This window comes from Polaromonas sp. YR568 (assembly GCF_943369415.1).
In the GTDB taxonomy this organism is placed as follows: domain Bacteria; phylum Pseudomonadota; class Gammaproteobacteria; order Burkholderiales; family Burkholderiaceae_C; genus Polaromonas.
On the sequence record NZ_CALRNF020000051.1, the window covers coordinates 1 to 25,960 of the forward strand.

Here is a 25,960-nt window from a genome sequence, read left to right on the forward strand (position 1 = left end):
CCAGCGTCTGATGACATTCAATGTCGCCACGTCTATCACTCCTAATTTCCCCTGCTTTTAAAACAAGCAGGGTAGTGCCTACGTGGGTCAGATTTGGATGGAAATTACTGCGTTAAGTGGATCAGATTTCGACGGAATTCAACAGAAGATGGTCTACCCGACTATCTGACTGACCTACCATTGAACACTCAAAATTTATGACAACCTACTGGCTCATGAAATCCGAACCCGAAGAGTGCTCCGTCGACGACGCGCTCGCGGCCAAAGACTCGACCGTCCCCTGGGTGGGTGTTCGCAACTACCAGGCGCGCAACTTCATGCGGGATGGAATGAAGGTCGGTGACGGTGTGCTGTTCTACCACTCGAGTTGTGCCGAGCCGGGCATCGTCGGCATTGCGCGGGTGGCGTCGACGGCCTACCCTGACCCCACGCAGTTCGACCCGAAGTCGCCTTACTACGACCCCAAGTCCAAACCCGAAGAGCCGCGCTGGCTGCTGGTGGATGTGCAGGTGGTCAGGAAGATTCCCAACATCACCCTGCCCGCGCTGCGCGCGCGGCCTGAGCTGGAGGACCTGGTGGTGCTGCGCAAGGGAAACCGGCTGTCGATCACGCCTGTTGAAGCCAAGCACTGGAAGGCGATTGTGGGGCGTCATTGATATCTTGGTAGCTCAGGCCAGCACACCGTTCGGGCTGAGCCTGTCGAAGCCCTTCGACAAGCTCAGGGCGAACGGTAGTGAGCTGGTCACGATTAAATTAAAGCGATCTCAATAATCGATAGTTCTCCATGCCGCACACGGCAAGAGAACCAATGGCTTAGTCGCCCGAAAATCGCGCGCCGCCCTAGGCTTAACCCGCGTGACGGGCGCGCAACAAACCCGGCCCCATGCTGCCGGGCACTGTTATCGTTGACACACACCGCAAGCGCGCACCCAGCCTGTGTTTGCGGGGTGCGGCGCGGCATCTCCTGCTCTCTTCTTGCGCTTTGAGTCCATGCCCCCTGTCAGTCCTGACAGGTTGACCATGAGACGGGGCACTCAACACAATCATTTACATAACAGGGACGGAACAACAAGAGGAGGAGCGGTGGCGGCCTGCGGGGGACAGCGGGCATCGCCGCCCGGGCAGGCCGGGGAGCGGCGGGCCCATGCCTCCCCTTGCCTGGATTCCGGCGGTGGTTTTTTACTTCAACAGAGGGCTTCCTATGACACGACTTCTTTCTCGCCGCGCACTCGTTGTGCAGGCGGCTTTGCTGGCGGCGGCCGCGCCCGGCGTTCTGGCCCAGACCAATCCCAACCCCCAAGGCAACACGGCCAGCGGCAAGGTGACGCCGGCCAAGCCGGTAGCCGCACGCCCCGTTGCCGCCGCGGCTGCGCGCCCGGCTGCCGCCGTGGCCGCGCCGGTTGCGGTCGAATGGCCGACCAAACCGATACGCCTGCTGATCGGCTTTCCGCCGGGTTCGGTGCAGGACCTGTCGGCGCGCTCCATCAGCGAGCAGTTGTCCAAGTCGCTGGGCCAGCCGGTGATTGTGGAAAACAAGGCCGGCGCATCCGGCACCATCGCGGCGGACCAGGTGTCCAAGGCGACGGACCTGCACACCTTCGGCGTGATGAACAACAGCCAGCTGACGATTGCCAAGCTGCTGAACCCGATGGCGGCTTACGACCCGGCGACCGACCTGGCGCCCATCGCGCTGATCGGCACGACGCCGCTGGTGCTGGTGGTCAGCAACTTTGCCCAGGGCGCGACGCCGCAGGAGTGGCTGACCTGGCTGCGCAACCAGGGCGACAAGGCCAACTACGGCTCGCCGGGCGCGGGCACGCCGGGCCACCTGGGCATGGAGCTGATCAAGAGCCGCAGCGGCGGCCTGCAGGTGATGCACGTGCCCTACCCGGGCAACCCGCAGATCATCACGGCCATGCTGGGCGGCCAGCTGCAGGCGGCGCTGCTGCCGCCCGGCCTGGCGATGCAGCAGGTGAAGGCGGGCAAGATGAAGGCCATCGGCGTGACCTCGGAGCAGCGCAGCATGCTGGTGCCCGAGCTGGCGACGCTGCGCGAGGTGGGCATCATGGGCGCGGACATGGAACTCTTCACCGCGCTGGCCGGCCCGGCATCCCTGCCGCCGGCGATACGCGACAAGATGGGCGCGGCGGTGATCGAGGTGCTGAAAGGCAGCGACACGCGCGCGCGCCTGATCACGGTGGGCTGGCAACCCGCGCCTTCCACGGCGGAAGGCCTGCGTACCCGCATGCGCGCGGACACGCGCAACCTGGGCGGCATCATCATGCTGCGGGGGATTCGCGCGGACAGCTGATCCCGTGAAAGGGCTTGCGACGCTGCAGTTCTGCCATTGAACTACACCGTCATCGAAGGGGCAGGCGCCGCGCAGGCGTGCTGCCCTTTTTTTATTTCACCATGACTCCAGCACCGAAATTCGCTGGACTACGCCACAGCCAGATACAGCAGGTTTATCAATAACTTTGGCGTGTTCAACATATGCCGGTGCTTTCCGAAACCTGACCTGACTTCCGACCGCGTGACTCCTGTCCGGCCCTTGGAATCCGGGTCTTTCCAAGGAGTCATCATGGCTAATATCAAACTCACTAAGTCCGCTGTCGATGCGGCGCAACCCCAGACAGAGGCCGTCGAACTCCGGGACACGCTGGCCTGACGCCACTAGCGATCGGTTCGACGTCCACGCGTTCAGCATCAACCTTCTGGCGTCGCATTTCCACGCCGCGGCAGGACGACTAAATCCGCCGCTTCCTCTGCATCATTCATGAGCGTTTTGCGCAGTGCACCCATCTGCGCACGCATCGTCAAACCTCGGGCAAGGTCGACGGTCTGGCTCGCCCGCACAGCTACGGGAAAGTCGGGCGGGATTTCTCCTGCGCTGATCCCGTCGCAGAAACGGCGTTCCACGAGCGCCACGCCGGCAGCTGTGGCGTCCTTCAGGAACTGCCTGACCTCAGCGTCGTCCACAAGGGGCGCGACGCACACGAGTAGACATCCTGGGGCAGATCCTTCCTCGGTCGCAGCTTCTACGGCGTGCCTCAGGAAGCTGGCCAGCGAGTCGCGAAGAGTCCGTGGCGAGAAGAGCGCCTTCGCAGCGCGAGCGCCTTTCGCCTCTGCATACGCCCTAAGCGCGCGCAAGAATATTGTCCGCTTGTCTCCGAAGACGGCATACAGGCTGGGCCGACCCACACCCATCCCGGCGACGAGGTCGTCGATCGTCACCCCGTCGTAACCCTTCGACCAGAACACCTGAGTCGCTTTTTCCAGCGCCCCCTTCTCGTCAAAGCTGCGCGGTCGACCACGTGGCCTAACATTATTTTGAATCATGTAGTTCGAAATCCTTGACAGTGCCTATTGCGGCTATTATCATACCAAACAGTTCTAAAATCAAGATAAAGGAAAGTCCGCATGGAACATTCGATCGCCCTCGTCACCGGTGCCACCTCCGGGCTCGGTCATGCGGCAGCCCGCCTTCTTGCCGAAGGGGGCTGGCGCGAGATCATCATCACCGGGCGCAGCCTGGCTCAGGTCCAGAAAACCGCCGTACAACTCGCGGCGGAGACCAAACGAAAAGTCTTCACGCCGTTGGAACTGGACCTGGACAAGCCGCTCAGCGTTCAGTCCGCGCTCGCCGGGCTTGTCAAGCGAGATCGGCCGCTCGATCTCCTGCTGCTCAATGCGGGGATGGTTCCTGGCAAAGCGCGGGTGATCACCGCGGCGGGCATTGAGGCTTCTCAGGCCCCGCTGATCGGCCATCATCAACTGACTGTCGGCTTGCTTCGCGCCAAGCTGCTGAGCACCAACGCGCGGATCGTTATCACCAGTGCGGAGCCTGCCCGAGGGGGCGTGCCCATGTTCAAATACACCGACGCGCCCGCCTTCGCGGCGAAATACTTCGAGGGCGACCAAACCGCCGCTGTTGAAGCCCTGATTCGCAACGGCCCGCACGTGAAGTACGCGCCCAACAATGCGTATGCCGACGCGAAGCTTGTTGTCGCCTGGTGGGCCGCGGCGCTGGCGCGCCGGCTACCCTCCGGCATGGCCGTCTACGCGGTCTCGCCCGGTGCGTCGAACGCCACCAATGTGGCTCGAAACGCTGGCCCGTTGTTGAAGTATCTGATGATTCCAATCGTGAATCTCATTCCCGGCATGAATCAGACGCCGGAGACCGCGGCCCGTCGCTACCTCCAGGCGTCGGAGTTCGGAACCGACGTCTCAGGGCAATTCTTCGCCTCGGCTCCAGGAAAATTCTCAGGCCCGATGGAGGCGCAGCCCCAGCCACACCTGCACGATGGCGCCAACCAGGAAGCCGCCTGGCAGGCCGTCGTCAATGTCTCCGGCGTTGGCTTGCCTCACCCAGAATGGCTGAGAGAGGTGTCCGGAAGGAGCCCCCATCGCGGCGAAATTGTCGCGTGATTCGATCGGCAGGTGATTGTTGGGCTGCGGGATCCTCCACGAGGATCTACGGTATTTTGAAATAAATAGTTCCAAATTAAATATTCGGCCCCTCTGCATCTGATTTTTATACAAACAGTGCCGTTGGGCGCCAGGCCGCGGTAGTCGCGCGCGAAGTCGTCGCCGGCGGTCGCGTAAAACTTCGGGTTGCGCCGGCCGCGCTCACGCGCGAACGCCAGTTGCCTTTCCACCGGCGAGCGCCCGATGACGGCAAAGGCGGCGCGCTGCGAAATGTCGCGCACCGGGATGTCCATGGCGCCGAGGAACCGCCCTGCCGTTCTCGTCCGTAAAGCGGTAATCGGGCGGCTCGCCGCCCAGGGGCAAGGCGCGGCGCCGGGCGGCGACGCGTTCGATATGGCGGCGCAGTTCAATCTCCTCGGCCAGCAGCGCGGTGCGCGCGTCGCGGTAGGCGGTGCTGTCGTTGGGGTAAGGCTTGCTGGCTGCGGCGGCGAGCGCGGCGGCGGGTTTCAAGGCGTCCATGGCATGGTTCCTGGGTGGGCGGCTGGGGATGGCGCGCGCGAACGCGCCGGTCCCTGGCCACATGCTGCCCGCCCCGCTGTCCGCAGCGTGCGGGAGATCGCCGCCTTGCCGGGTAGGTCAGCGGCGCTCGCGCAGCAGGGCCGCATGCAGCTGGGCCATGGCGGTGACGCAGTCGAGCACGGCAACCTGGACATGGCCGGCCGCGTCATCCGCCGCCGGCGGGGGCGCCGAGTCAAGCCGGTCGCCGACCGTTTTCACCAGCCGCACCTGGATGGCACGGAACATGGTGTCCCAGTCCTGGGCGGGGATGCGCTGGGGATCGGGCGAGTCCTGCGGAAGGAGGAACAAAAGGGGCTGCGGGTTTTGGGGTTCAAGGGCGGGCGCAACGGCTTCAGGGCTGCGGGGTTCAAACAGGCGGTTGAGGTTGACGAAGCCAAAGGCTTTGCGCACCCTGATGTCGGGCAAGCGGGTTGGGCGCTTCATGCGGACACCTCCACAAAATCTGTGCCGCAGGGCGCTGCGGCAACGGTCAAGCATCCATGCGGCCGAGGCTCGGGCGCTATGGGCTTGTTCCGTTTATAGAAGTCGGGCCGGCCGGCGTCCGTCCGCTGGCGGACATAACCCGCTTTAAAGCGCGCTCGTGTAGGACACAGCGCCGTCCAGGCGTGGGGATAGCCCCGTCAGGCCGCCATTTGCGCCGGCAGCAAGCGGTCGTATTCGTCCTTGACGACCTGGTAGCACTCGCAGGAGCGCTTTTCCAGGCCAGCGCGGTCGAGCACCTTGATGCGGCCGCGGGTGTAGCTGATGAGGCCGGCGTCCTGCACCTTGAGCGCCGCTTCGGTGACGCCGACGCGGCGCACGCCCAGCATGTTGGCGATCAGTTCCTGGGTCATCACGAGCTCGTTGCCGGGCAGGCGGTCCAGGCTCAGCAGCAGCCAGCGGCACAGCTGTTCGTCCAGCGAGTGGTGCCGGTTGCAGACCGCGGTTTGCGACATCTGCGTGATCAGGGCCTGGGTGTAGCGCAGCAACAGGTGCGTGGCGGGCCCGCCTTTGTCGAATTCTTCCTTCATGAACGGGGCCTTCATGCGAAAGCCGGTGCCCGCGCTTTGCACCACGGCGCGGCTGGGCGTGGCATTGCCGCCCAGGAACACCGAGATGCCGACCATGCCTTCGTTGCCGACCACGGCAATCTCGGCGGAGTCGCCGTTTGTCATGACGTAGAGCAGGGAGACGATGGCCGAGGACGGGAAGTAGACGTAGTGCTCGGTCTTGCCGGGCTCGTAGAGCACCCGGCCCAGCGGCATGTCGAACAGCTCGAGGTGCGGCAGCCAGCGCGTCAATTCCTCGTCGGACAGCGCGGCCAGCAGACGGTTGAGGTTGATGTCACTCGAATTGGGGACAACGGACTTGGGGTGCGCGGCCGGCGCGGAGGAAGCGGCGGGCTTTGGGGTCTTGGAGGGAGAGATGGGCAATGGGACACCAGGTGAAGGGCTGTTTTCGGTTGCCGGCGGTATGCGCACCTTGAACAAGCTCCGGTTCCAGCATAGGGAGCGCGGGCCGGGGTGTATGTGCGGCAGCGCACAGGGGCCGGAGCGGTTTTATCGCCTCACCCTGTAGGCCGTGGGCCCGCGGGTCTGCGGCTGCTTGGCCGGGATCTCTCAAGGTAAAGTTGGGCGCCGCGGCCCGCGGTTTACGCCGGCTTTACCGCGACACTACAAGCCGGACGCGCGAGCGTTTTGAAATAGCCGGGCGCGGGAAACCCCGCGCCAACCAGCACAGGAATCGGACATGCACATTTCATCGGCACACTGGCGAAGGGGCGCGGCCGCCCTTCTTCTGGCAGGCTTGGCCTGCGCCAGCCACGCCCAGTACACCCAATACGGCCAGTTCGGCACCACCGGGGGCGCGCGCGGCCACCGCAATGGCGAAGCGCAGGCGGACGGCCAGGCGCCGCCGCGCACCATCTCGCGCTGGGAGCAGGTCAGCCGCAGGCTGTACGACATGCGGGTGCAACTGCGCATCACGCGCGAGCAGGGCCCGGCCTGGGACAACTTCCGGGGCCGTTTCCTGGACATGGCCACCAGCGGCCCTTCGGACATGCGCATCGTGGACGAGCAGACGGCGAAAGACGCGTTCCAGTTTTTGCTGGTCGACGCGCAAAGGCGCTCCAACCTGCTGGCCACGCTGGACGCGACCGCGCAGGCCCTGCTGGCGCAGTTCAGCCCCGAGCAAATGCAGCTGGCCGACAGGGCGCTGCCGCCGCTGCTGGCGGAGTTTGGCGGCAGCCGCTAGCGCGGGGCCCGGCGCCTACTTCACGAGCTCCAGCACCCCGGCCTTCTTCTGCTTGATCAGGAGCACGAGGAACTTCGCGGGCTGGGTACTGCTGGCGTTGCGGCCCACGGTGTGGATGTCATTGGGGCCTTCATAAAAGGTTTGCCCTTGTGTCAGGGTGACTTCCTTGCCGCCCTTGACCTGCATCACGATGGAGCCTTCCAGCACATAAATAAAGCCATGGGCGCGGTGGCGGTGCACCGGGTCGGCTGCGCCGGGGGCGTAGTCGACGGTGATCATGAGTCCCTCTTTGCCGGGCAGGTCCGAGAGGTCCCTGGACATCAGCGGCGTGACGCTGACGCCTTGCGGGCCGGCGGAGAAAGCGGGCTGGGCGAGCAAGGCGGCTGCGGCGAGGAACAGGGTGAGGCAGATTTTTTTCATGACAGAGCTCTTCATTGAGGTTGATGGGTGGCTCGGGATTGAGATGCACCTGCCTCCATGACGATTGACGGCGCCGGTTTGTGACACCGGCGCCCTGCCCCTTTGCCATTTATCTTGCCCCTTCCCCCTCTGGGGGAAGGTGGGGATGGGGGCCTGGCGGCGATGGATTACCCCCGTGTAAGAAACAAGCGGGGGGGAGCCCCCATCCCAGCCTTCCCCCAGCGGGGGAAGGAGCCATTCATCAAGCTCCCTCTTATTTCGCGGCTTGGGACTTCGCGAACCATTCCTCAAACCCTGTCGCGCCCAAGCGCGGCTTGTCGCCCGGCACCAGGGTGTCGTCCTTGAGTTCGGCGCCGAAGTAGCGCGCGTGCACATCGGCGACGACGGTGCGCGGGTCCCTGGTCGCCGTGAGGTAGCGCTGCACGAGTTCGGAAAGCCGCACCTTTTCCGGCCCGGCGATCTCGACCGTGCCATTGACGGGCGCGCCCAGGGTGAAGTCAGCCATGGCGGCGGCCACGTCGCCGGAGGCGATGGGCTGCACAAAGGCGGGCGACAGGCGCACCGTCTGCCCCTCGGTGCCGGATTGCGCGATGCCGCCCAGGAATTCCATGAACTGGGTGGAATGAACAATGGTGTAAGGGATCTTGCCGGCCTTGATGAGTTTTTCCTGGGCGATCTTGCCGCGGAAATAGCCGCTTTCGGCCAGGCGGTCGGTGCCGACGACGGAGAGCGCGACATGGTGCAGCACGCCGGCGGCCGCTTCGGCGGCCTGCAGGTTGCGGCCCGAAGTCTCAAAGAACGCCAGCACGGCCTTGTCTTCAAACGACGGGGAATTCGCCACGTCGACCACCACATGGGCGCCCGCCAGCGCTTCTGCCAGCCCTTCGCCGGTGATGGTGTTGACGCCGGATGCCGGCGACGCCGCGATAGCCTCGTGGCCGCGCTGGCGAAGCAGGGTGACGAGTTTGGATCCTATGAGGCCTGAGCCTCCGATGACGATGATTTTCATGTGTTCCTTGAGGTTAGTGGCTCGGGATTGAGGACCACCTGCCTCTATGACGATTGACGCTGCCGGTTTGTGACGCCTGCGCCCTGCCCCTGCCCCTGCCATTTTCCTTGCCCCTTCCGCCGCTGGGGAAGGCTGGGATAGGGCTCTCCCGTTTACCTGTTCCACGCCAGCCCGGCAATCGATCGCCGAAGGGGCCCCATCCCTGCCTTCCCCCAGCGGGCGAAGGAGTCATTCATCAAGCTGTGTCTACCGGGGAAAAACCGGGCGAAGCGGTTCAGGCCGCGGCGGCCTTGCCTTCGAGTAGCTTGACCATGGCCCACAGCACGCGGTTGGCGGGCACGGCCACGCCCAGCGCGTCGCCGCGTTTGACGATGAGGCCGTTGAGGTAGTCGATCTCGGTGGGTTTGCCGCGCGCCAGGTCCTGCGCGGTGGAAGCATATTGATTCGGCATGCTGGCGGCGAGTTTCTCGACGGCGGTGTGCACGTCGCCGGCCACCTGCACGCCTTCGGCCTTCGCCACGGCCAGGCATTCGGCAACCACGTCGCGCATCACGGCTATCACGCCGACGCCCTGCACCGTCTTGCCGTAAGGCAGCTGGGCGATGGCCGAGACGGCGTTGTAGGCGCAGTTGAGGATGAGCTTGGCCCACAGCGCGCCGCGCACGTTGCCGGAAATTTCGGTGGGCACGCCGGCGGCAATCAGGGCTTTGGCCACGCTGTCGCTGAGGCCGGAAGGTTCTATCACCAGGTCACCCCGGCCGTGGTGCTTGAGGTGGCCGGGGCCGGCCATCTCCGTCGCGACGTAGACCACGGCGGCGGCAACTGAAGCGTCGGGCAACACCGCGCGCAGGCGGTCGGCGTTGTCCACGCCGTTTTGCAGGCACAGCACCAACGCGCCGGGGGCGAGGTGCGGGCGTATCAGCGCGCCGGCCGATTCGGTGTCGGTGGACTTGACGCAAAAGAGCACCACGCCGGCGCCCTGGACGGCGGCCGGGTCGCTGCTGGCGGCCAGGCGCACGTGTTCGTCGAAGCTGCGGGTTTCCATGCGCAGGCCGTCCTTTTCAATGGCCGCCACATGTTGCGGCCGGGCGATCAGCACGACCTCATGCCCGGCGCGCGCGAGCATGCCGCCGAAATAACAACCGACGGCGCCTGCGCCCATCACGGCGACTTTGAGGGGTTGGGTCATGAACTGCTTTCTGCTTGCAGGGGATGCGAAGAAGGCGATTGTGGTTCAAGTCCGCCGTGTCTGCTGGCGGCTTGATTCCGGTCCCCGTAGCGGCTCTCAGCCGATGCTTCCGGCGAAGCGCCGTCCCAGCTGGTCGCGCTCAAAAGCCTCGGCCACGAAGTCGATGAACACCCGGGTCCTGGCGGGCATCTGGCTGCGTGTGGCGTAGTAGATCGAGATCGCGCCGGCATCCACATACCAGCGCGGCAGCAGCCGGACGAGCTCGCCGCGTTCAAGCTGCGGCAGCACGTCGGGCACGGCCAGCAGCGTCACACCCAGGCCCAGCAGCGCCGCGGCGCGCATGGCGGTGGGATCGTTCACGACGACGGACTCGGCCAGGCCGGCCGGCATTTCGGCGCCGGCCGCATCGCGCATCACCCACTGGCGGACCCGCCCGGTGGCGCTGGAGCGCATGGCGATGCCCTTGAGCGCGGCCAGGCCGGAAGGGTCCAGGGGCGGCGGGTGGCCGGCCATGAAGGCGGGCGACGCGACGGCGATCAGATGAATCGGTGCCAGGGGGCGGGACACGACACCGGGCGCCAGCTCGAAGCCGCCGCCTATCGCGGCGTCATACGCTTCGGCGATCAGGTCGACGGGACGGTTTTCGAAATGCCAGTCGGGCCGTATCAGGGGGTAGCGGCCCAGAAAATCCGGCAGCAAGGCCAGGATGTATTCGACGCCGAAGGTCGGCGACAGGCTGACCTTGAGCGGGCCGGCCGGTGCGCCGCTGTCGTTGGCGACGGCCGCGATGGCGGACTGCAGCGCGTCGAGGTTGCCGCCTATCGAGACCAGGAACTGCTCGCCGGCTTCGGTGAGCGTGAGCTTGCGGGTCGAGCGCTGGAACAGGCGCACGCCGAGGTTACGCTCCAGCATGGCGACGTTGCGGCTGACGGCCGCCGGCGTCAGCGCCATGCGCCGCGCCGCCGCCGAGAAGCTGCGGCTCTCGGCGCTGCGCACAAAGGACTCGAGGTTGACCAGGGTTTCCATCGACCCATCTTAAAGCAATGATTGAAGATGATTCAATCCATTACCGGCTTATCAAAAGGCAATCAAAATCCCATCATTCACACCTTCAACAAACCAAGGAGTGAATCATGTCTACCCCCGTCAGCACCCTCAACACCCTCAACACCGCCGTCCCCGGCATAGGCATCATCGGCGCGGGCGCCATCGGCTCGGCCATCGCCACCATGCTGGCCCGCCAGGGCATCCCCGCCACCCTGTCCAACAGCCGCGGCCCGGGCTCGCTCAAGGACAAGGTGCGCGAACTGGGCCCGGCCATCACGGCCGGCACCCGTGAAGAAGCGGCCGCCAAAGACATCGTGTTCGTGGCCGTCAACTGGGGCCGCCTGCCGGCCGCGCTGGCCGGCCTGCCGGGCTTTGGCGGCCGCATCGTCATCGACACCAACAACCCGATCGAGGCGCCGCTGTTCAAGCCCGCCGAACTGAACGGCCGCCTTTCAAGCGAGGTGCTGGCCGACCTCGTGCCGGGCGCGCGCGTGGTGAAGGCCTTCAACCACCTGCCGGCAGCGCTGCTGGCCGGCGACCCGGCTGCCGAAGGCGGCAAGCGCGTGCTGTTTTTCTCGGGTGACGATGCGCAAAGCAAGGCCACCGTGGCCGCGCTGATCGCCCGGCTCGGCTTCTCCGGCATAGACCTGGGCGCGCTGGCCGTGGGCGCGCGCCTGGCGCAGTTTCCGGGCGGCCCGCTGCCCCTGCTGAACCTGGTGCATTTCGGCTGAGAAGGACGGCCGCTCCGGCGAGCCTCTCAGGCCTGCGGCAAGGTGATGCGGGCGCGCAGGCCGCCCCCTTCGCCGCACAGCAACTCCAGCGTTCCCCCGTGCGCGCGCACCAGGCGGTCGACGATGGCCAGGCCCAGGCCGGCGCCGGCCGGGCCGCCGCGCGTGGTTTCAGCGCGGCGAAAGGGCTGCTTCAAGGACTCGGCTTCGCCCGGCTGTATACCGGGGCCCTGGTCGCTCACCTCCATCCATACCGAGTTGCCCTGCGCGCCGGTGCTGATCGTCACTGGCGGGCGGCCGTGGCGCCAGGCGTTTTCGACTAGGTTGCCCAGCACGCGGCGCATGGCGCGCGGCCGCAGTGACACCACGGGCGGGCGCCCGGCCCGCAGCGCCACCGGCATGCCGTGCCCGGCCGAGGCGGCGGCGACCTCGGCCGCCAGCGCGTCAAGGTCCACCGGCAACGGGACCTCGCCGTCGGTGCTGCGGGCGAAGTCCAGGAACTGGCCGATGATGGCGTCCATTTCCTCGACGCCGCGCGTCATGCGGGCCATGAGTTCCTCATCGGCCTTGTCGCGCAGGATTTCGATGCCCAGGCGCAGCTTGGTCAGCGGCGTGCGCAGGTCGTGCGAGACGCCGGCCAGCATCAGCGCGCGTTCGTCGTCGGCCTGGGCCAGGCTGCGCACCATCTGGTTGAAGCTGCGGCCCAGGTCGGCGATTTCCGTGGGCCCGTCTTCGGGCAGCGGCTGAGGGCTGGCGCCGCCTGCCAGTGTGTGGGCCGATGCCATGACGCGGCGCAGCGGCCGGTTCAGGTAGCGGTGGATCAGCAGCGCGCCCAGCAGGGCCAGCAAGGCGCTGGTGAGCGAGGCTGCAACCCAGGCGCCGGTGAATTCGCGCGCGGGCAGCACGCCGGGCAGGTTGACCCAGTAGTCGGCGCCGTCCAGCCGCAACCGCACGGCCAGGCTGCCGCCGGCTTCGCGGCGCCAGATGATTTCCGAGCCCTCGCCCTTCACGGCAATGCCGCGCGAGGCCTCACGCACGAAGCGGCGCTCGAGCAGGCTGAGCGGCAGGCGAGCGCCGCGCGCTTCGTCCGCCGCTTCTTGCGCATTCCCGACATCCTGCATGGCGCGGCGGTTGAACTCGGCCACGAAGGCCTCGCGCTGAGCCGGCGGCATGGCGGCCAGGCCGGCGCGTATCGAGCTCACGTTGCGCGCCACCGCCGCCGACAGGTGCGCCAGCCGCGGCTTGACGATCAGGTGCCGCACCAGCAGCACACCCGCCAGCTGGCCGGCCACGATAAGCAGCACGATCAGCAGCACGTTGCGGCCGAACAGGCTGCGGGGGAATAGCGTCACGGCCTGCCCGCCTTGCCGTGCCTGGCGGCGCCGCCTTCGGGCACGAAGACATAGCCCACGCCCCACACGGTCTGGATGTGGGCCGGCTGCGAGGGGTCGGCCTCTATGAGTTTGCGCAGGCGCATGACCTGCACGTCGATACTGCGGTCGGTGGCCTCGTGGTCTCGGCCGTAGGCCAGCTCGATCAGCCGGTCGCGGCCCAGGGGGCGGTTGGGGTGCAGGGCCAGCGCCTGCAGCAGGCTGAATTCACCGGTGGTGAGCGGCACGTCACGGCCGTTTTTGTCGAGCCGGCGCGCGTCCAGCGCCAGGGTGAAGTCGCCAAAGCGCACCGTGCCCCGGCCGGGCAAGGGGCCGCTGTGCGCGCCCAGCATGCGTTGCCTGCGCACCAGGGCCTGGATGCGGGCGAGCAGCTCGCGCGGGTTGAAGGGTTTGGGCAGGTAGTCGTCGGCGCCCATTTCAAGCCCGACGATGCGGTCCACCGGGTCGCCGCGGGCGGTGAGCATGACGATGGGAATGGTCTCGCCCTGGGCGCGCAGCCGGCGGCACACCGCCAGCCCGTCTTCGCCGGGCATCATGACGTCGAGCACCAGCACGTCGAAACGCTCGCGTGCCAGCAGGGTGTCCAGGGTTGTGGCGTCTTCCAGCGTGCGCACGGCGTAGCCCTGGTCGCCCAGGTAGCGCTGCAGCAGGCTGCGCAGGTCGGCCTCGTCATCGACCACCAGCACCCGGGCCAGGGCCTCGCTCATGCCGATGCGCCCGCCTGCGCGAAAAAGGAAACCGTGTTGAAAACAGCCATGGGCGCCCGTCGCAAGAAAGATGCCCCATGTTAGCGGGCCGACGGCCGCGCCCCGGCCGGCAAATCATGACAAACGATGACAAAGCCGCGCTTTGTTCACGCCTTGTCATCAAGAGGCCCGCGCCGGCCATCGTTGGCTCACATCCGCCGGTGATAGTGGCGTCACGGCACCGCAAAAGGCCGTGCCTTCCATCCGTCAACCTTCACACGCCACAAGGAGCCGCCATGAACACCGCCCTTTCAGCCACAGCCCTCGCCTTTGCCCTGCTGGCCGCTGGTTTTACCACCACCGACGCCGGCGCGGCCAGCCGCCGCGTGCTGCGCACCCATGCCGACGGCAGCGCCACGGCCACCACGGCCGTGGCCCGCCAGGGCGCCCACGGCGGCTCCCGGGTACGCGGCCGGGCCACGGCCGCGGACGGTCAGGGCAATGTCAACACCGCGGGCGGCGCCACCACGACCGGCCCCAATGGCGCCACCGCCGTGCGCACCGGCCAGGCCAGCCGCCATGCCGATGGTTCGGCCGAACGCAGCGGCAGCTTTTCCGCCGCCGGCGCCAAGGGCAGCGTGGAGAGCAGCGCCAGCGGCACCCGCGGCGCCGACGGCAGCGTGAACGCCAGCCGCAACACCAGCGCCACCAGCGCCGCGACAGGCAACAGCGTGCAAAGCACGGCCTCCTACAACCAGGCCGGCGGGGTCACCCGCAGTACCACCTGCTATGACGCGGGCGGCGCGGCCATGAGCTGCCCCTCGCGCTGATCGGCACCCCGCCGGGCTTTCACCAACCCTTCTTCACCACCTCATCACACTATCCGGAGAATCTCCATGACATCTTTTTCGTCCACCCTTCGCGCGCTTGCCCTGCTCTCTACCGTGGCCCTGGCGGCAGCGGCCCAGGCCCAGGCGCCCAATGCCGCGCGCCTGGAAAAAGCCCGCACCGAGCTGCAAAAGCGCTTTGAAGCCGCCGACACCAACAGGGACGGCAAACTCACGCGCGAGGAGGCGCAGGCCAAAATGCCGCGCATCTACAAGAGTTTCGACGCCATCGACGCGGGCCATACCGGCGCGATTTCACTGGCCGACATCGAAACCTTCCTGGTTTCGAAAAAAGGCTCGCGCCAACCAGGCGGCTGAGCATGCCGCGCGCCGAAGAACGAAAGGAGCGATGAATGACACTTCCAGCCACCCGGGCACGGCACGCCGGCCTTGTTGCGACACTGCTGTTTTCAGCGACCGTCGCGCTGGCAGCGCCGGCGCTGCCCGAGGGCGTGCGCCTCATGGCCGACCTGCCCTACGGCCAGGACGCGCGCCAGCGCATGGACGTCTACCTGCCCGCGCAGGCGGCGAATGCGCCCGTCATCGTGATGGTGCACGGCGGCGCCTGGATGGTGGGCAACAAGGCCATGCCCAGGGTGGTCGAAAACAAGGTCGCCTGGTGGGTCAAGCGCAAAGGCTATATCTTTGTGTCGGTCGGCTACCGCCTCATGCCGCAGGCCGACCCGCTGCTGCAGGCACGCGACGTGGCCACGGCACTGGCCAGGGCGCAGGGCCTGGCGGCCTCCTGGGGCGGCGACCCGGCGAAGTTCATCCTGATGGGGCATTCGGCCGGCGCGCACCTGGCGGCGCTGCTGGCGGCCTCGCCGGCGCTGGCGCGCCAGGCCGGCGCCAGGCCCTGGCTGGGCACGGTTGCGCTGGACAGCGCCGCGCTGGACCTGGAGCGCATCATGAACGCCCGCCACATGGGTTTTTATGACCGCGTGTTCGGCGCGGACCCGGCTTACTGGCGCAGCGTCTCGCCCAGCAGCGTGCTGGCGGCCGGTGCCGCGCCCATGCTGCTGGTGTGCTCGACGCAACGGGCCGACGGCTCCTGCGCGCAGTCGCGCGACTTTGCGGACAAGGTCAAGGCCAAAGGCGGGCGCGCCGGCGTGCTGCCGCAGGACCTGACGCATGAGCAGGTCAACACAACCCTGGGTTTGCCCGGCGCGTACACCGAGGCGGTCGACGGTTTTATCGCGGACTTGCTGGCCCGCCAATAAGCCGCCCGGCGTTCACGCCGGCGGCAAGGCCGGCACGCGGCGGTGGTAGCTGAAGAAGGTCCACATCATCAGCGAAGCGTCGGGCCCGGCGGGTTCGTTGAACTCGACGCTCGCATCGCCGCCGCTCCAGGCGTGGCCCAGCATGTCGACGTCGCACTTCACCAGTTGCGGCTTGCGGCCGGCATACCAGGTGGAGGTCTGGTAGGCATGGCGCGGCCGTTTGCCGCCGCGCCGCTCGGGATGACGGCGCACCAGGGGCTCGTTGCGCGAGGCGCTCTGGGTGATGAGGGGGCCGTTGATGATTTCAAACTGCCCGGCGAGCTGGTCGGCGTTGACCCGGCGCACCACGGTGTCGTGGTCGCCATGGATCAGGATGGCCGGCATGCCCGGGAATTCCGGCTGGCCGGAGGCGACGGAACGCGCCGCCGCGGCGTAGGACGAGCCCGAGCCGTGCTGCATGGCGCGGTAGGCGCTGAAGGGCGAATGGGTGGTGCCGTACACCGGCGCCGAATGCATGCCGACGGCGGCGATCAGTTCGGGATGGCGCAAGGCCACGATGGCGGCCAGCGCGGCGCCGGCCGACAGGCCCGCGACGTAGGTGCGCGTGGCGTCGAGGCCGTGCTTGTTCTGCACCTGCGCGATCATCGCGGCGATCACCTCGACGTCGCCCTCGCCGCGCTGTGTGGCCTGCTTGTACCAGTGCCAGCAGCGGTGGGCGTCGGCCGCCGCCGATTGCTGGGGGTAGAGCACCGCGAAGCCTTTGCGTTCGGCGAGCTCGTTCATGCGGCTGCCGACGGCGAAGTCGGCCGCCGTCTGCTTGCAGCCGTGCAGCATCACGACCAGCGGGCGCGGCGCCGTGGGACCGGCATCGGCCGCGGGCGTTGCGGAGGCGGGAAGGTAAAGCCAATACAGCATGCGCCTGGCATCGCCCAGCGGGCCGTCGGCCGGCAAGGTGAACCAGGCCTTGCGCCAGGTGCCGGGCAAGCCGGCCGCGGCGCGGGCCTGCGCGGCGGTGGGCCGGCGGGCCTTTTTGGCGGGGCGGGCCACCACCGGCTTGGCCGGCTTGATCAGCTTAAGCCCGGGCCTGCGCGGGGTGGTGGCCGGCACGGCCTTGGGCAGCAGGCTTTCAAACAGGCGCAGGCCTTGCGCCTGCTGGGCCTTGCTCACACGGCGCATGCTTTTCAGCCAGAGGCTGCTCAGGCTTTTGGGCATGGGTGGGCGTGGAGTTGGGCGGTCATGGGAGAGGTCAGCGAGGGGCCTGGCTGTGTCCAGTTAATAAGTACACGGTTATTTTGCTGCATTGCAGCAAAATGTCTATCGTCCAGGGGCTTAAAGCGTTGCCGCCTGGCTTGAATCCGGTGCCTTTCGTCACAAAATCAGGGATTAGCGACGTAAAAGCCCCAGGCTTTACGATCGAGCCTGTGTTTCACACGCCTGAAACTCGCCTTTCCCCCTTTTTCCACCCGTTTTCGCCCCATGCCCCAATTCCTGACCGCCGCCCTGTACCAATTCGTTGAGTTGCCCGACTTTGCCGAGCTGCAGGCGCCGCTGCTTGCGCGCTGCGAGGAGCACGGCGTGAAGGGCACATTGCTGCTGGCTGCTGAAGGTATTAACGGCACGATTGCCGGATTACCTGAGGGCGTTCATGCGGTGCTGGCCTTTTTGCGCGCCGACCCGCGCCTGGCCAGGCTGGAACACAAGGAGGCCTGGGCCGCGCAGATGCCCTTCTACCGGATGAAGGTGCGCCTCAAGCGCGAGATCGTCACCATGGGCGTGCCCGAGGTGCACCCGGCGCTGATGGCCGGCGAATACGTCAAGCCGCAGGACTGGAACGCATTGATCCACGAGCCGGGCGTGGTGCTGGTCGACACGCGCAATGACTACGAGGTGTCCATAGGCACTTTTTCCGGTGCGATCAACCCGCACACCAGCAGTTTTTCGGAACTGCCGGGCTGGGTGGAACGCGAAATGGCCGAGGGCGGCAAGCTGGCCGCGCAGGACGGCAGGAAGCCCAGGGTCGCGATGTTCTGCACCGGCGGCATACGCTGCGAAAAATCCACCGCGCTGCTGCGTTCCAAGGGCTTTGACGAGGTGTACCACCTGGAGGGCGGCATCCTCAAATACCTGGAGACGGTGCCTGCGGCGCAAAGCAGCTGGGAAGGTGAATGTTTTGTGTTTGACGAACGCGTCTCGGTCGGCCATGGGCTCAAGCCGGGCGATTTCACGCTGTGCCGATCCTGTCGCGACCCTTTGAGCGAAGAGGACCGCCGGTCGCCGCTGTATGAACTCGGCGTGAGCTGTCCGCACTGCCATGCGAAGACGAGCGAAGAACAAAAAGCCGGCTACCGCGAACGCCAGCGCCAGGTCGAACTCGCCGAAAAGCGCCAGGCCGCGCACATCGGCGTGCGCCAGCCCGGCGCTTGAACGCTTCTTGACCGCCTGACCATGGCCGGCGCCCTGCCCGTCCTCTATTCCTTTCGCCGCTGCCCGTATGCGATGCGCGCGCGGCTCGCGTTGGCGGCTACGGGCGAGCCTTATGCGCTGCGCGAAGTCGTGCTGCGCGACAAGCCGGCCGAGCTGCTGGCCGCCTCACCCAAAGGAACGGTGCCTGTGCTGGTGTTGCCCGATGGCGTGGTCATAGACGAAAGCCTGGACGTGATGCTGTGGGCGCTGCGGCGCAAGGACCCCGAGGGCTGGCTGTCCCCGCCCAGAGGCGGCATAGCCGCCATGCTGGCGCTGGTCGCCGGCAACGACGGCGAATTCAAGCGCAGCCTGGACCGCTACAAATACCCCAACCGTTATCCCGACGAATCGGCCGGCGACGCACAGGCCTTTGCTCAGCTGCATCGCGCGCAGGGCGCGGCTTGGCTGGCCGCGCTGGACGGCATGCTGGATGAAGGATGGCTGTTCGGCACACGCGCCAGCCTGGCCGACATGGCGCTGCTGCCCTTTGTGCGCCAGTTCGCGCATACCGATGCCGCCTGGTTTGCCGCGCAACCGTGGCCCAAGCTGCAGGCCTGGCTGGCAGGCTTTGAGGCCGGCGCGCTGTATGCCGGCGTGATGGGCAAGCATGCGCCGTGGCGGACCGGACCTGCTTAGCCCTTGGTATATTGCCGGGACTCCATCAGGTCGTTCCCGACGGCGCAACCCCATGGCCATCGTCATGACAGGCAGATATTCATGAGACCTTGCCACAGCAGCGTGTTGCGACGCTGCGTCGCTCGTTCCTGGCCCCTCCTGGTGTGCGTGGCACTTTCCGGATGCGCGATGCCCGACCCCGCAAGCCTTGCGCTGTTGCGGGACGAAGTCGCCCCGCTGGCCAGGGACGGCATGCCGCTTGCCGATGCGGTGGTGGCGCTGAAGTCTCGCGGTTTCTCCTGCATGGAGGGCACGTCGCTTCAGCCGGGGGGCAAGGGTATTTTTGAGTGCTCCCGGTCCCGTGCGCCCTTATGGCCGCCGTATGGCTGCATTCACAGGATATGGTTTGAAGCCACGGCACCAGACGGCGCCATCTCCAAACTCCAGGTGTTCAAGCCCACCTGCGCAAGTTTGTAGACCTGGCTTTACGCCCTCTCCCTCCGGGATGGGAGCAAGAAGGGCCTCAGCGCTGTATGCGCGTCGACAACACCACCGAGGTATGCGTGCGTTCCACGCCGTCGAGCAGTCCAATGCCGTCGATCAGCGCATCCAGCCGCTCGATGGAGCCGGCCTGCACGATGGCGATCATGTCGTAGGCGCCGCTGATGGACAGCAGCCAGCGCACCTCGGGAATCTTGCGCAACGCCGCTTCCACCGTGCCGGTGAGCTTGGGGCCGACGGTGAGCATGACGTGGGCCGACACCTGCGACTGCTCGTACGCATCGCCCGTGCGCGCGCCGTAGCCGGTAATCACCTTGTCGCGTTCCAGCCGCGTGATGCGCGCCTGCACGGCTGTGCGCGAGAGGCCCACCTTGCGCGCGAGCAAGGCCATGGGGCAACGCGCGTTGTCGCGCAGTTCGGCAAGCAGGGTCTGGTCTATGGCGTCGAGTTGCATGGGTTTGGGGTCTGGTCAGCCGGGTTGGTTAAATCGCGCATTTTTATAGGCTATTTACCTAAAGTATCGCGTTATTTTCACTATATTGATACTGGTAACCGCCTGCACCGCCTTCCACAATGGGTCATTGCCTCCGCATCGGGGGCGCAACCCCAAGGAGACATCATGAAAAACATCATGGTTGCAGGCGCCGGAAAAATCGGCTCGGCCATTGCCGCATTGCTGGGCGCAAGCGGCGACTATGCCGTGACGGTGGCCGATGCGTCGCCGGCGGCGCTGGCCGGCATCAAGACCGGCCCGCGCGTGCAGCGGCTGGCGCTGGACATCACCGACCCGGCCGCCCTGCGCGCGGCGCTGCAGGGCCGGTACGCGGTGCTCAGCGCCGCGCCCTTTCATCTCACCACCGCGATTGCCGAGGCCGCCGTGGCCCAGGGCGTGCACTACCTGGATCTCACGGAAGACGTGGCCAGCACACGGCGCGTGAAAGAGCTGGCGGCCGGCGCGCGTTCGGCGCTGATCCCGCAGTGCGGCCTCGCGCCGGGTTTTGTCTCGATCGTGGCGGCCGACCTGTGCCGGCGCTTTGACAGCCTGCACAGCGTGCGCATGCGGGTGGGCGCGCTGCCGCAGTTCCCGTCGAATGCGCTCAACTACAACCTGACCTGGAGCACCGACGGCGTGATCAACGAATATTGCGAGCCCTGCGAGGCGATTGTCGAGGGCGTGCTGCGCCAGGTGCCGCCGCTGGCCGAGCATGAGGAGTTCTCGCTGGACGGCGTGACCTACGAGGCTTTCAACACCTCCGGCGGGCTGGGCACGCTGTGCGAGACGCTGCAGGGCAAGGTCACCCACCTCAACTACAAAACCATACGCTACCCGGGCCACGCGGCCATCATGAAGGTGCTGCTGAACGACCTGCGCCTGCGCGAGCGCCGCCACGTGCTCAAGGACCTGCTGGAAAACGCGCTGCCGGTGACGTTGCAGGACGTGGTGATCGTGTTCGTCACCGTGAGCGGCCAACGCGAGGGCCGGCTCATGCAGGAGACCTATGCGCACAAGGTTTACAGCCAGGCGGTGGACGGCGTGCTGCGCAGCGCGATCCAGGTCACGACGGCGGCCGGCATCTGCACTGTGCTGGACCTGCTGGCCAGTGGCAAGCTGCCGGCGCGGGGGTTTGTGCGGCAGGAGGAGATTTTGTTGGGGGATTTTTTGGGGAACCGGTTTGGCAGGGCTTATGCCGAGCAGGTGGCTGAGCGGGCTGCGGCCTGAGCCGGGGTCTTGCTCCCGGCGAGCGCGCTCCCCTCTGAGGGCTGCTGGCCGGGACTCGCCCCGGCGGGCGAGGCACTTTTCTTTGCTTCGCCAAAGAAGAAGTACCCAAAAGAAAGGCGACCCTGGTTGCTGCGTCCCTCCGCTTCGCTGCGGGCAGCCTGCGGTGCTCGGTCCAGCCGGGGTCAAAAACAACTCGCCTGCGGCTCAAACAAGTTTTTGCCCTGATCCGTCTGGCCCTGCGCTCCTCGGCGCATCCACAAGGGGTGGGGACAAGGAATACCGAACAGCCGACAACCGAAGACAGGAAACCGAATACAAAAAACCACAAGGACACGCCATGGCGTGTCCTTGTTTGTATTGGTGTTGGGTTCTTTGTCTTTTGTCCCCGCTCCCGATTGCCCCGTCCTGGCTGGGCCGAGGAGCGCAGAGACAAGCGGATCAGGGCTGGCGTTGTCTGAGCCGAAGGCGAGTTTAGCCAGACCCCGCTTGGCTCGAGCACCGCAGGTTGCCCCGGAGCGAAGCGCAGGGGACCCAGACTGCGGGTCGCCTTTTCTTTGGTGACTTTCTTTTGGCGAAGCAAAAGAAAGTTACTGGCCGCCGGGCCACTCCCGGCCAGCAAGCCTATGCAGAGGGCGAGGGCGCGCAAGCCGGCGCAAGACCCGGCCCCTAAACCTCTGGCGCCACAAACTCCGCATATTCATAAAGCGCCCCCAAAATCTCCTCACCCCGCTCGTCGGCGGTTTCCGAAAGCGTGTCGATGCGCGCGAACAACGCATCGACATTGCGCGCCCCGCCCTCGCCTTCGAGCAGCCAGGCCACGCGGTGCGCCTCCCAGCGTTCGGCATCCTCGGGCGACAGGGTCTCGGGGAAATTGCGGGCGCGGTAGCGGAACAGTATTTCTTCGAGCCTGTCGTCGTCAAAGCCGGTGCGGCTGTGGGCCAGCTCGGCGGGCGACAGCGCGCGCAGCTGGTTCAGGCGGCGCCGGTCGGTGTTGTTGATGAAGCCGCCGTAGAGGTCTTCGTCCACGTCGGGCGTTCCCTCCCTGGGGCGCTGGAAGACTTCGGGCCAGATGGCGCTCATGTCGGGCAGGCCGGCGGCTTTTTCGGCGTTGCGCAGGGCCGCATCGATGTCCACGCCCCACTTGGCCGCCATCTCCGGCGTCAGCGTGGCCAGCTTGCGCACCACCATGGGCGACTTGTTCAGGTGCACCGACTTGATGGGCAGGCGCTGCACACCTTCGGGCAGGTCGGCGGATTTGCTGAAGAGGCGCTGGCGCAGCGTGGCGACGTCCAGCAGCGGCAATTCGCTGGGATCTTGCGACAGGTCCCAGGCGAGCAGCTCGTTCTTGTTGCTGGGGTGCGTGGCCAGCGGCCACATGATGCCAAGGCAGCCACGCTCGGGCGGGAACATGCCCGAGATGTGCAGAAACGGCTGGGCCGTCTGCGGGCTGGTGGGCAGGCCGAGTTCGGCGGCGACGCGGTCTTTCTTGTGCAGGCTCAGGGCAAAGTCGAAGAGCTTGGGCTGGGCCTGGCGGATCAGCCGCGCCAGCGCGATGGTGGCGCGCACGTCGGAGAGCGCATCGTGCGCCGCGTCGTGCATCAGGCCGTTGGCGCGCGCCAGGTCTTCAAGCTTGAAGCTGGGGCGGGTCGCCTTGGGGTCGTCCGGAAAGCGCTCGTCGGGCTTGCGCGGCCAGGCGATGCCTTCGGGCCGCAGGGCGTAGGCCATGCGCACCACGTCCAGCAGGTCCCAGCGGCCGCAGTCGTTCTGCCATTCGCGCGCATAAGGGTCCATCAGGTTGCGCCAGAACAGGTGGCGCGTGACCTCATCGTCAAAGCGAATGGTGTTGTAGCCCACGCCAATCGTGCCGGGCTCGGCCAGCACGGCCTCGATGCGGGCGGCGAATTCGTGCTCGGCCACGCCGCGCTCCAGGCACAGCTGCGGCGTGATGCCGGTGAGCAGGCAGGATTCCGGGTCCGGCAGATAGTCGGCGGCGGGCTTGCAGTAAATCATCAGCGGCTCGCCGATTTCGTTGAGATCGGCGTCGGTGCGTATGCCGGCGAACTGCGCGGGCCGGTCGCGCCGCGGGTTGATGCCGAAGGTCTCGTAGTCATGCCAGAGGAAGGTGTGGGAGGCCATGGAGCGTCCTGGAATGATCAAAGCAAGGGGGAGAACAGCCGCGCCGTGGCGTCGGCCAGCCGCATCAGGAAGCGCTGGGGCCTGTTGGCGCGCACGGCGGCGGCGCTGCGCAGGTCGGTTTCGAACTGCTCGGCCAGCGGCCCGGCCAGCGCCGGGCCGTAAACCACGGCCATCACCTCGAAATTCAGGCGAAAGCTGCGATTGTCGAAATTGGCGGTGCCGGCCATGGCGCAGTGGTCGTCGACCACCAGCGTCTTGGAATGCAGCATGCGGGCCTTGTATTCCCAGACCTTGACGCCGGCGGCGATCAGCTCGTCGTAGTAGGACCGCGCCGCGGCGCTGACGACAAAGCTGTCGCTGCGGCGCGGCACCAGCAGGCGCACGTCGACGCCGCGCAGCGCGGCGCTGGTCAGGGCCATCAGCGCGGGCTCGCCGGGCACGAAGTACGGTGTGGTCAGCCAGGCGCGCCGGCAGGAAGCGTTGATGGCCGCGACGTGCATGCGGTGTATGGGCTCCAGCGTGGTGTCGGGCCCGCTGGTGACGATTTGCACCGGGATGTCGCCGGCCTCCGCGTCGGGATGCAGCTGCGGCAGAAGATGCGGCAAGGCGGCGCCGGTGTCGTTGGGGTACTCGCCGGTGGTGTAGGCCCAGTCTTCGAGAAAGGTGGTCTGCAGCCAGCGAACGGCGCTGCCTTCTATGCGCAGGTGCACGTCGTGGTAGGCGTCGGGGCGGGTGCGCCTGTCTTCCTCGTCGGTGATGTTGACACCGCCGGTAAAGCCGATGCTGCCGTCGCAGACCACGATCTTGCGGTGGGTGCGGTAGTTGGTGACGGGGCGCAGCCGCCGGCCTATGCGGGTGTCGTGGAAAAACGCGACGTGGCCGCCGGCGGCCTGCAGCGGCGCCAGGAATTTGCGGCCCAGGCGCTTGGAGCCCAGCGCGTCGGCCAGCAGGCGCACGGTGACGCCCTGCCCGGCTTTTTCCACCAGCAGGTCGCGCAGCGAGGTGCCGATCTGGTCGGGCTCGAAGATGTAGTACTCGAGGTGGACGTGGTCGCGTGCGCCGCGCACGGCCTCGAAGATGCTGTCGAAGGTACGCGCGCCGCCGGAGAGCAGTTCCACGGAAGTGGCGCTGGATACCGGCAGGCCGCAGGCGGCCGTGCCCAGGGCCGCCATCTGGCGCAGGGACTCAGGCGCCCTGGCGGCGGCTTCGCGCAGCAGCGCAAGGTCGGCGTCGCCGCGTTCGTAAGCGCGGCTGCGCAGGCGCTTGAGGCGCTGCTTCTTGAGACGCTGGGGCCCGAGGAAGTAATAAATGACAAAGCCCGCGAAGGGCAGCAAGGCCAGCGAGAGTATCCAGCTCATGGTGGACACCGGGGCGCGCTTTTGCATCACGATCCAGATGGACAACACCGCGATATAGGCGCTCCAGGCCAGGGAGAGGCCGGTTTTCCATTCGGAGCTGAGTTCGGGAAGCGTCAAGGCGGGATGTGAAAGGAGTTGGCGGCGCTGGCGGGCATGAAAAAAGGCCGATAGCGTGATGCTACCGGCCTTTCAGGGCTTGCTTGGGGCGTGACTGAAAAATCAGCGCTTGACCTTGCCGCCTCAGTTGGTCTCCGCCGCCTCGGCTTCAGGCTTGGCCTTGCCCTCTTTCTTGGGCAAGGGCTGGATGTCGAGCTCGACTTCGCCGGTTTCCACGCCTTTTTCGTCGGTCGTCACTTTCATGTCGACCGTCAGGCGCCCGCCGTCCATCAGGCGGCCGAACAGCAGTTCGTCGGCCAGCGCGCGGCGGATCGTGTCCTGGATCAGGCGCTGCATCGGGCGCGCGCCCATCAGCGGGTCGAAGCCCTTCTTGCCGAGGTACTTGCGCAGCGTGTCGGTGAAGGTGACTTCCACCTTCTTCTCGGCCAGCTGGGTTTCGAGCTGCAGCAGGAACTTGTCGACCACGCGCAGGATGACGGTCTCATCGAGCGCCTTGAAGCTCACGGTGGCGTCCAGGCGGTTGCGGAACTCGGGCGTGAACAGGCGCTTGATGTCGGCCATCTCGTCGCCGGACTCGCGCGGGTTGGTAAAGCCGATGGTCGCCTTGTTCATCGTCTCGGCACCGGCATTGGTGGTCATGACGATGATGACGTTGCGGAAATCGGCCTTGCGCCCGTTGTTGTCCGTCAGCGTGCCGTGGTCCATGACCTGCAGCAGCACGTTGAAGATGTCCGGGTGTGCCTTTTCGATCTCGTCGAGCAGCAGCACGGCATGCGGTTTCTTGGTGATGGCCTCGGTCAACAGGCCGCCCTGGTCGAAACCGACGTAGCCCGGGGGCGCGCCTATCAGGCGGCTCACGGCATGGCGCTCCATGTACTCGGACATGTCGAAGCGGATCAGCTCGATGCCCATGATGTAGGCCAGCTGCTTGGCCGCTTCCGTCTTGCCGACGCCCGTGGGGCCGGAGAACAGGAAGGAGCCGATAGGCTTGTCGTCCTTGCCCAGGCCCGAGCGCGCCATCTTGACGGCGGACGCGAGCACGTCGAGCGCCTTGTCCTGGCCGAACACCACGCTCTTGAGGTCGCGCTCCAGCGTCTTGAGCTTGCCGCGGTCGTCGTTGGACACGTTGGCGGGCGGGATGCGGGCGATCTTGGCCACGATCTCCTCGACCTCGGCCTTGCTGATGATCTTCTTGCGTTTGGACGCGGGCAGGATGCGCTGGGCGGCGCCGGCT

At 66.5% G+C, this 25,960-nt stretch carries 27 protein-coding genes and 1 pseudogene; 13 read left to right on the forward strand and 15 right to left on the reverse strand.

Features of this window, described 5'->3' with window-relative positions; translation table 11 throughout:
• Window positions 1-197: 197 nt before the first annotated feature.
• From ACLV74_RS23420 to ACLV74_RS23430, 3 genes and pseudogenes are all read left to right on the forward strand, one after another.
• The gene (locus ACLV74_RS23420) at window positions 198-656 is read left to right on the forward strand and encodes an EVE domain-containing protein (RefSeq protein ID WP_411881832.1); all 459 of its coding nucleotides are present in this window, start codon (window positions 198-200) and stop codon (window positions 654-656) included.
• Window positions 657-1,201: 545 nt separating this feature from the next.
• Window positions 1,202-2,311 (forward strand): Bug family tripartite tricarboxylate transporter substrate binding protein, encoded by a 1,110-nt coding sequence (locus tag ACLV74_RS23425; protein WP_411881833.1) that lies wholly within the window; start codon window positions 1,202-1,204, stop codon window positions 2,309-2,311.
• 270 nt (window positions 2,312-2,581) lie between these two features.
• Window positions 2,582-2,662, forward strand: a pseudogene (locus ACLV74_RS23430) (DUF4102 domain-containing protein); the annotation flags it as partial.
• Between the two features lie 44 nt (window positions 2,663-2,706).
• Here the strand turns inward: ACLV74_RS23430 and ACLV74_RS23435 are convergent.
• On the reverse strand, window positions 2,707-3,339 hold the full coding sequence (locus ACLV74_RS23435; protein ID WP_411881834.1) for a TetR/AcrR family transcriptional regulator: 633 nt from the start codon (window positions 3,337-3,339) through the stop codon (window positions 2,707-2,709).
• A gap of 81 nt (window positions 3,340-3,420) precedes the next feature.
• On the opposite strand from ACLV74_RS23435, the gene ACLV74_RS23440 reads away from it, so the two are divergent.
• A complete protein-coding gene (locus ACLV74_RS23440; protein WP_411881835.1) occupies window positions 3,421-4,428 on the forward strand; it encodes an SDR family NAD(P)-dependent oxidoreductase in 1,008 nt (335 codons plus the stop codon).
• A gap of 201 nt (window positions 4,429-4,629) precedes the next feature.
• On the opposite strand, the gene ACLV74_RS23445 is transcribed toward ACLV74_RS23440, so the two are convergent.
• The 3 genes from ACLV74_RS23445 to ACLV74_RS23455 form a co-directional block, all read right to left on the reverse strand.
• Window positions 4,630-4,947, reverse strand: coding sequence for a DUF899 family protein (locus ACLV74_RS23445; RefSeq protein ID WP_411881836.1), 318 nt, complete (start codon window positions 4,945-4,947; stop codon window positions 4,630-4,632).
• 117 nt (window positions 4,948-5,064) lie between these two features.
• Window positions 5,065-5,430, reverse strand: coding sequence for a hypothetical protein (locus tag ACLV74_RS23450; protein WP_411881837.1), 366 nt, complete (start codon window positions 5,428-5,430; stop codon window positions 5,065-5,067).
• A gap of 197 nt (window positions 5,431-5,627) precedes the next feature.
• Complete coding sequence (locus ACLV74_RS23455) at window positions 5,628-6,419, reverse strand: Crp/Fnr family transcriptional regulator (RefSeq protein WP_411881838.1); 792 nt, start codon at window positions 6,417-6,419, stop codon at window positions 5,628-5,630.
• 316 nt (window positions 6,420-6,735) lie between these two features.
• Between ACLV74_RS23455 and ACLV74_RS23460 the strand changes: the two genes are divergently transcribed.
• Window positions 6,736-7,239 carry a hypothetical protein gene (locus ACLV74_RS23460; RefSeq protein WP_411881839.1) on the forward strand — a complete coding sequence of 168 codons (504 nt, stop codon included), beginning with the start codon at window positions 6,736-6,738 and terminating at the stop codon, window positions 7,237-7,239.
• 15 nt (window positions 7,240-7,254) lie between these two features.
• Here ACLV74_RS23460 and ACLV74_RS23465 read toward each other — a convergent pair whose 3' ends face one another.
• From ACLV74_RS23465 to ACLV74_RS23480, 4 genes are all read right to left on the reverse strand, one after another.
• Window positions 7,255-7,659 carry a cupin domain-containing protein gene (locus ACLV74_RS23465; RefSeq protein ID WP_411881840.1) on the reverse strand — a complete coding sequence of 135 codons (405 nt, stop codon included), beginning with the start codon at window positions 7,657-7,659 and terminating at the stop codon, window positions 7,255-7,257.
• 253 nt (window positions 7,660-7,912) lie between these two features.
• Window positions 7,913-8,668, reverse strand: a complete 756-nt coding sequence (locus ACLV74_RS23470; protein WP_411881841.1) for an SDR family oxidoreductase — start codon at window positions 8,666-8,668, stop codon at window positions 7,913-7,915.
• Window positions 8,669-8,942: 274 nt separating this feature from the next.
• Window positions 8,943-9,857 (reverse strand): ketopantoate reductase family protein, encoded by a 915-nt coding sequence (locus ACLV74_RS23475; protein WP_411881842.1) that lies wholly within the window; start codon window positions 9,855-9,857, stop codon window positions 8,943-8,945.
• Window positions 9,858-9,953: 96 nt separating this feature from the next.
• Window positions 9,954-10,883, reverse strand: a complete 930-nt coding sequence (locus ACLV74_RS23480) for a LysR substrate-binding domain-containing protein (protein ID WP_411881843.1) — start codon at window positions 10,881-10,883, stop codon at window positions 9,954-9,956.
• 107 nt (window positions 10,884-10,990) lie between these two features.
• Between ACLV74_RS23480 and ACLV74_RS23485 the strand changes: the two genes are divergently transcribed.
• Complete coding sequence (locus tag ACLV74_RS23485; protein ID WP_411881844.1) at window positions 10,991-11,635, forward strand: NADPH-dependent F420 reductase; 645 nt, start codon at window positions 10,991-10,993, stop codon at window positions 11,633-11,635.
• A 26-nt stretch (window positions 11,636-11,661) separates the two neighbouring features.
• Here ACLV74_RS23485 and ACLV74_RS23490 read toward each other — a convergent pair whose 3' ends face one another.
• Together ACLV74_RS23490 and ompR are read right to left on the reverse strand one after the other, a co-directional pair.
• The gene (locus ACLV74_RS23490; RefSeq protein ID WP_411881845.1) at window positions 11,662-12,984 is read right to left on the reverse strand and encodes an ATP-binding protein; all 1,323 of its coding nucleotides are present in this window, start codon (window positions 12,982-12,984) and stop codon (window positions 11,662-11,664) included.
• Entirely contained in the window at window positions 12,981-13,730 is a 750-nt protein-coding gene (gene ompR, locus ACLV74_RS23495; protein ID WP_411881846.1) for a two-component system response regulator OmpR, read from the reverse strand. Before ompR ends, ACLV74_RS23490 begins: the two co-directional genes overlap by 4 nt.
• Before the next feature lie 275 nt (window positions 13,731-14,005).
• Here ompR and ACLV74_RS23500 point away from each other — a divergent pair, with 275 nt between their 5' ends.
• From ACLV74_RS23500 to ACLV74_RS23510, 3 genes are all read left to right on the forward strand, one after another.
• Entirely contained in the window at window positions 14,006-14,539 is a 534-nt protein-coding gene (locus tag ACLV74_RS23500; RefSeq protein WP_411881847.1) for a hypothetical protein, read from the forward strand.
• A gap of 66 nt (window positions 14,540-14,605) precedes the next feature.
• Complete coding sequence (locus ACLV74_RS23505; RefSeq protein ID WP_411881848.1) at window positions 14,606-14,914, forward strand: EF-hand domain-containing protein; 309 nt, start codon at window positions 14,606-14,608, stop codon at window positions 14,912-14,914.
• A gap of 35 nt (window positions 14,915-14,949) precedes the next feature.
• On the forward strand, window positions 14,950-15,816 hold the full coding sequence (locus ACLV74_RS23510; protein WP_411881849.1) for an alpha/beta hydrolase: 867 nt from the start codon (window positions 14,950-14,952) through the stop codon (window positions 15,814-15,816).
• 12 nt (window positions 15,817-15,828) lie between these two features.
• Here the strand turns inward: ACLV74_RS23510 and ACLV74_RS23515 are convergent, their stop codons facing one another.
• Window positions 15,829-17,028 (reverse strand): PHB depolymerase family esterase, encoded by a 1,200-nt coding sequence (locus ACLV74_RS23515; protein ID WP_411881850.1) that lies wholly within the window; start codon window positions 17,026-17,028, stop codon window positions 15,829-15,831.
• Between the two features lie 264 nt (window positions 17,029-17,292).
• Between ACLV74_RS23515 and ACLV74_RS23520 the strand changes: the two genes are divergently transcribed.
• The 3 genes from ACLV74_RS23520 to ACLV74_RS23530 all read left to right on the forward strand — a co-directional run bounded on the left by ACLV74_RS23520 (window position 17,293) and on the right by ACLV74_RS23530 (window position 19,371).
• A complete protein-coding gene (locus ACLV74_RS23520) occupies window positions 17,293-18,240 on the forward strand; it encodes a rhodanese-related sulfurtransferase (RefSeq protein ID WP_411881851.1) in 948 nt (315 codons plus the stop codon).
• Between the two features lie 21 nt (window positions 18,241-18,261).
• Entirely contained in the window at window positions 18,262-18,915 is a 654-nt protein-coding gene (locus tag ACLV74_RS23525; RefSeq protein WP_411881852.1) for a glutathione S-transferase, read from the forward strand.
• A gap of 168 nt (window positions 18,916-19,083) precedes the next feature.
• Complete coding sequence (locus ACLV74_RS23530) at window positions 19,084-19,371, forward strand: hypothetical protein (RefSeq protein WP_411881853.1); 288 nt, start codon at window positions 19,084-19,086, stop codon at window positions 19,369-19,371.
• A 46-nt stretch (window positions 19,372-19,417) separates the two neighbouring features.
• On the opposite strand, the gene ACLV74_RS23535 is transcribed toward ACLV74_RS23530, so the two are convergent.
• The gene (locus ACLV74_RS23535) at window positions 19,418-19,849 is read right to left on the reverse strand and encodes an Lrp/AsnC family transcriptional regulator (protein ID WP_411881854.1); all 432 of its coding nucleotides are present in this window, start codon (window positions 19,847-19,849) and stop codon (window positions 19,418-19,420) included.
• 165 nt (window positions 19,850-20,014) lie between these two features.
• On the opposite strand from ACLV74_RS23535, the gene ACLV74_RS23540 reads away from it, so the two are divergent.
• A complete protein-coding gene (locus ACLV74_RS23540) occupies window positions 20,015-21,115 on the forward strand; it encodes a saccharopine dehydrogenase family protein (RefSeq protein ID WP_411881855.1) in 1,101 nt (366 codons plus the stop codon).
• Between the two features lie 666 nt (window positions 21,116-21,781).
• Here the strand turns inward: ACLV74_RS23540 and sbcB are convergent.
• The 3 genes from sbcB to ACLV74_RS23555 all read right to left on the reverse strand — a co-directional run.
• The gene (sbcB, locus tag ACLV74_RS23545; protein ID WP_411881856.1) at window positions 21,782-23,251 is read right to left on the reverse strand and encodes an exodeoxyribonuclease I; all 1,470 of its coding nucleotides are present in this window, start codon (window positions 23,249-23,251) and stop codon (window positions 21,782-21,784) included.
• A 17-nt stretch (window positions 23,252-23,268) separates the two neighbouring features.
• Window positions 23,269-24,726, reverse strand: a complete 1,458-nt coding sequence (gene cls, locus ACLV74_RS23550; RefSeq protein ID WP_411881857.1) for a cardiolipin synthase — start codon at window positions 24,724-24,726, stop codon at window positions 23,269-23,271.
• A 123-nt stretch (window positions 24,727-24,849) separates the two neighbouring features.
• Window positions 24,850-25,960, reverse strand: a 1,111-nt coding sequence (locus ACLV74_RS23555) for an AAA family ATPase (protein WP_411881858.1), incomplete at its 5' end; no start/stop codon positions are given.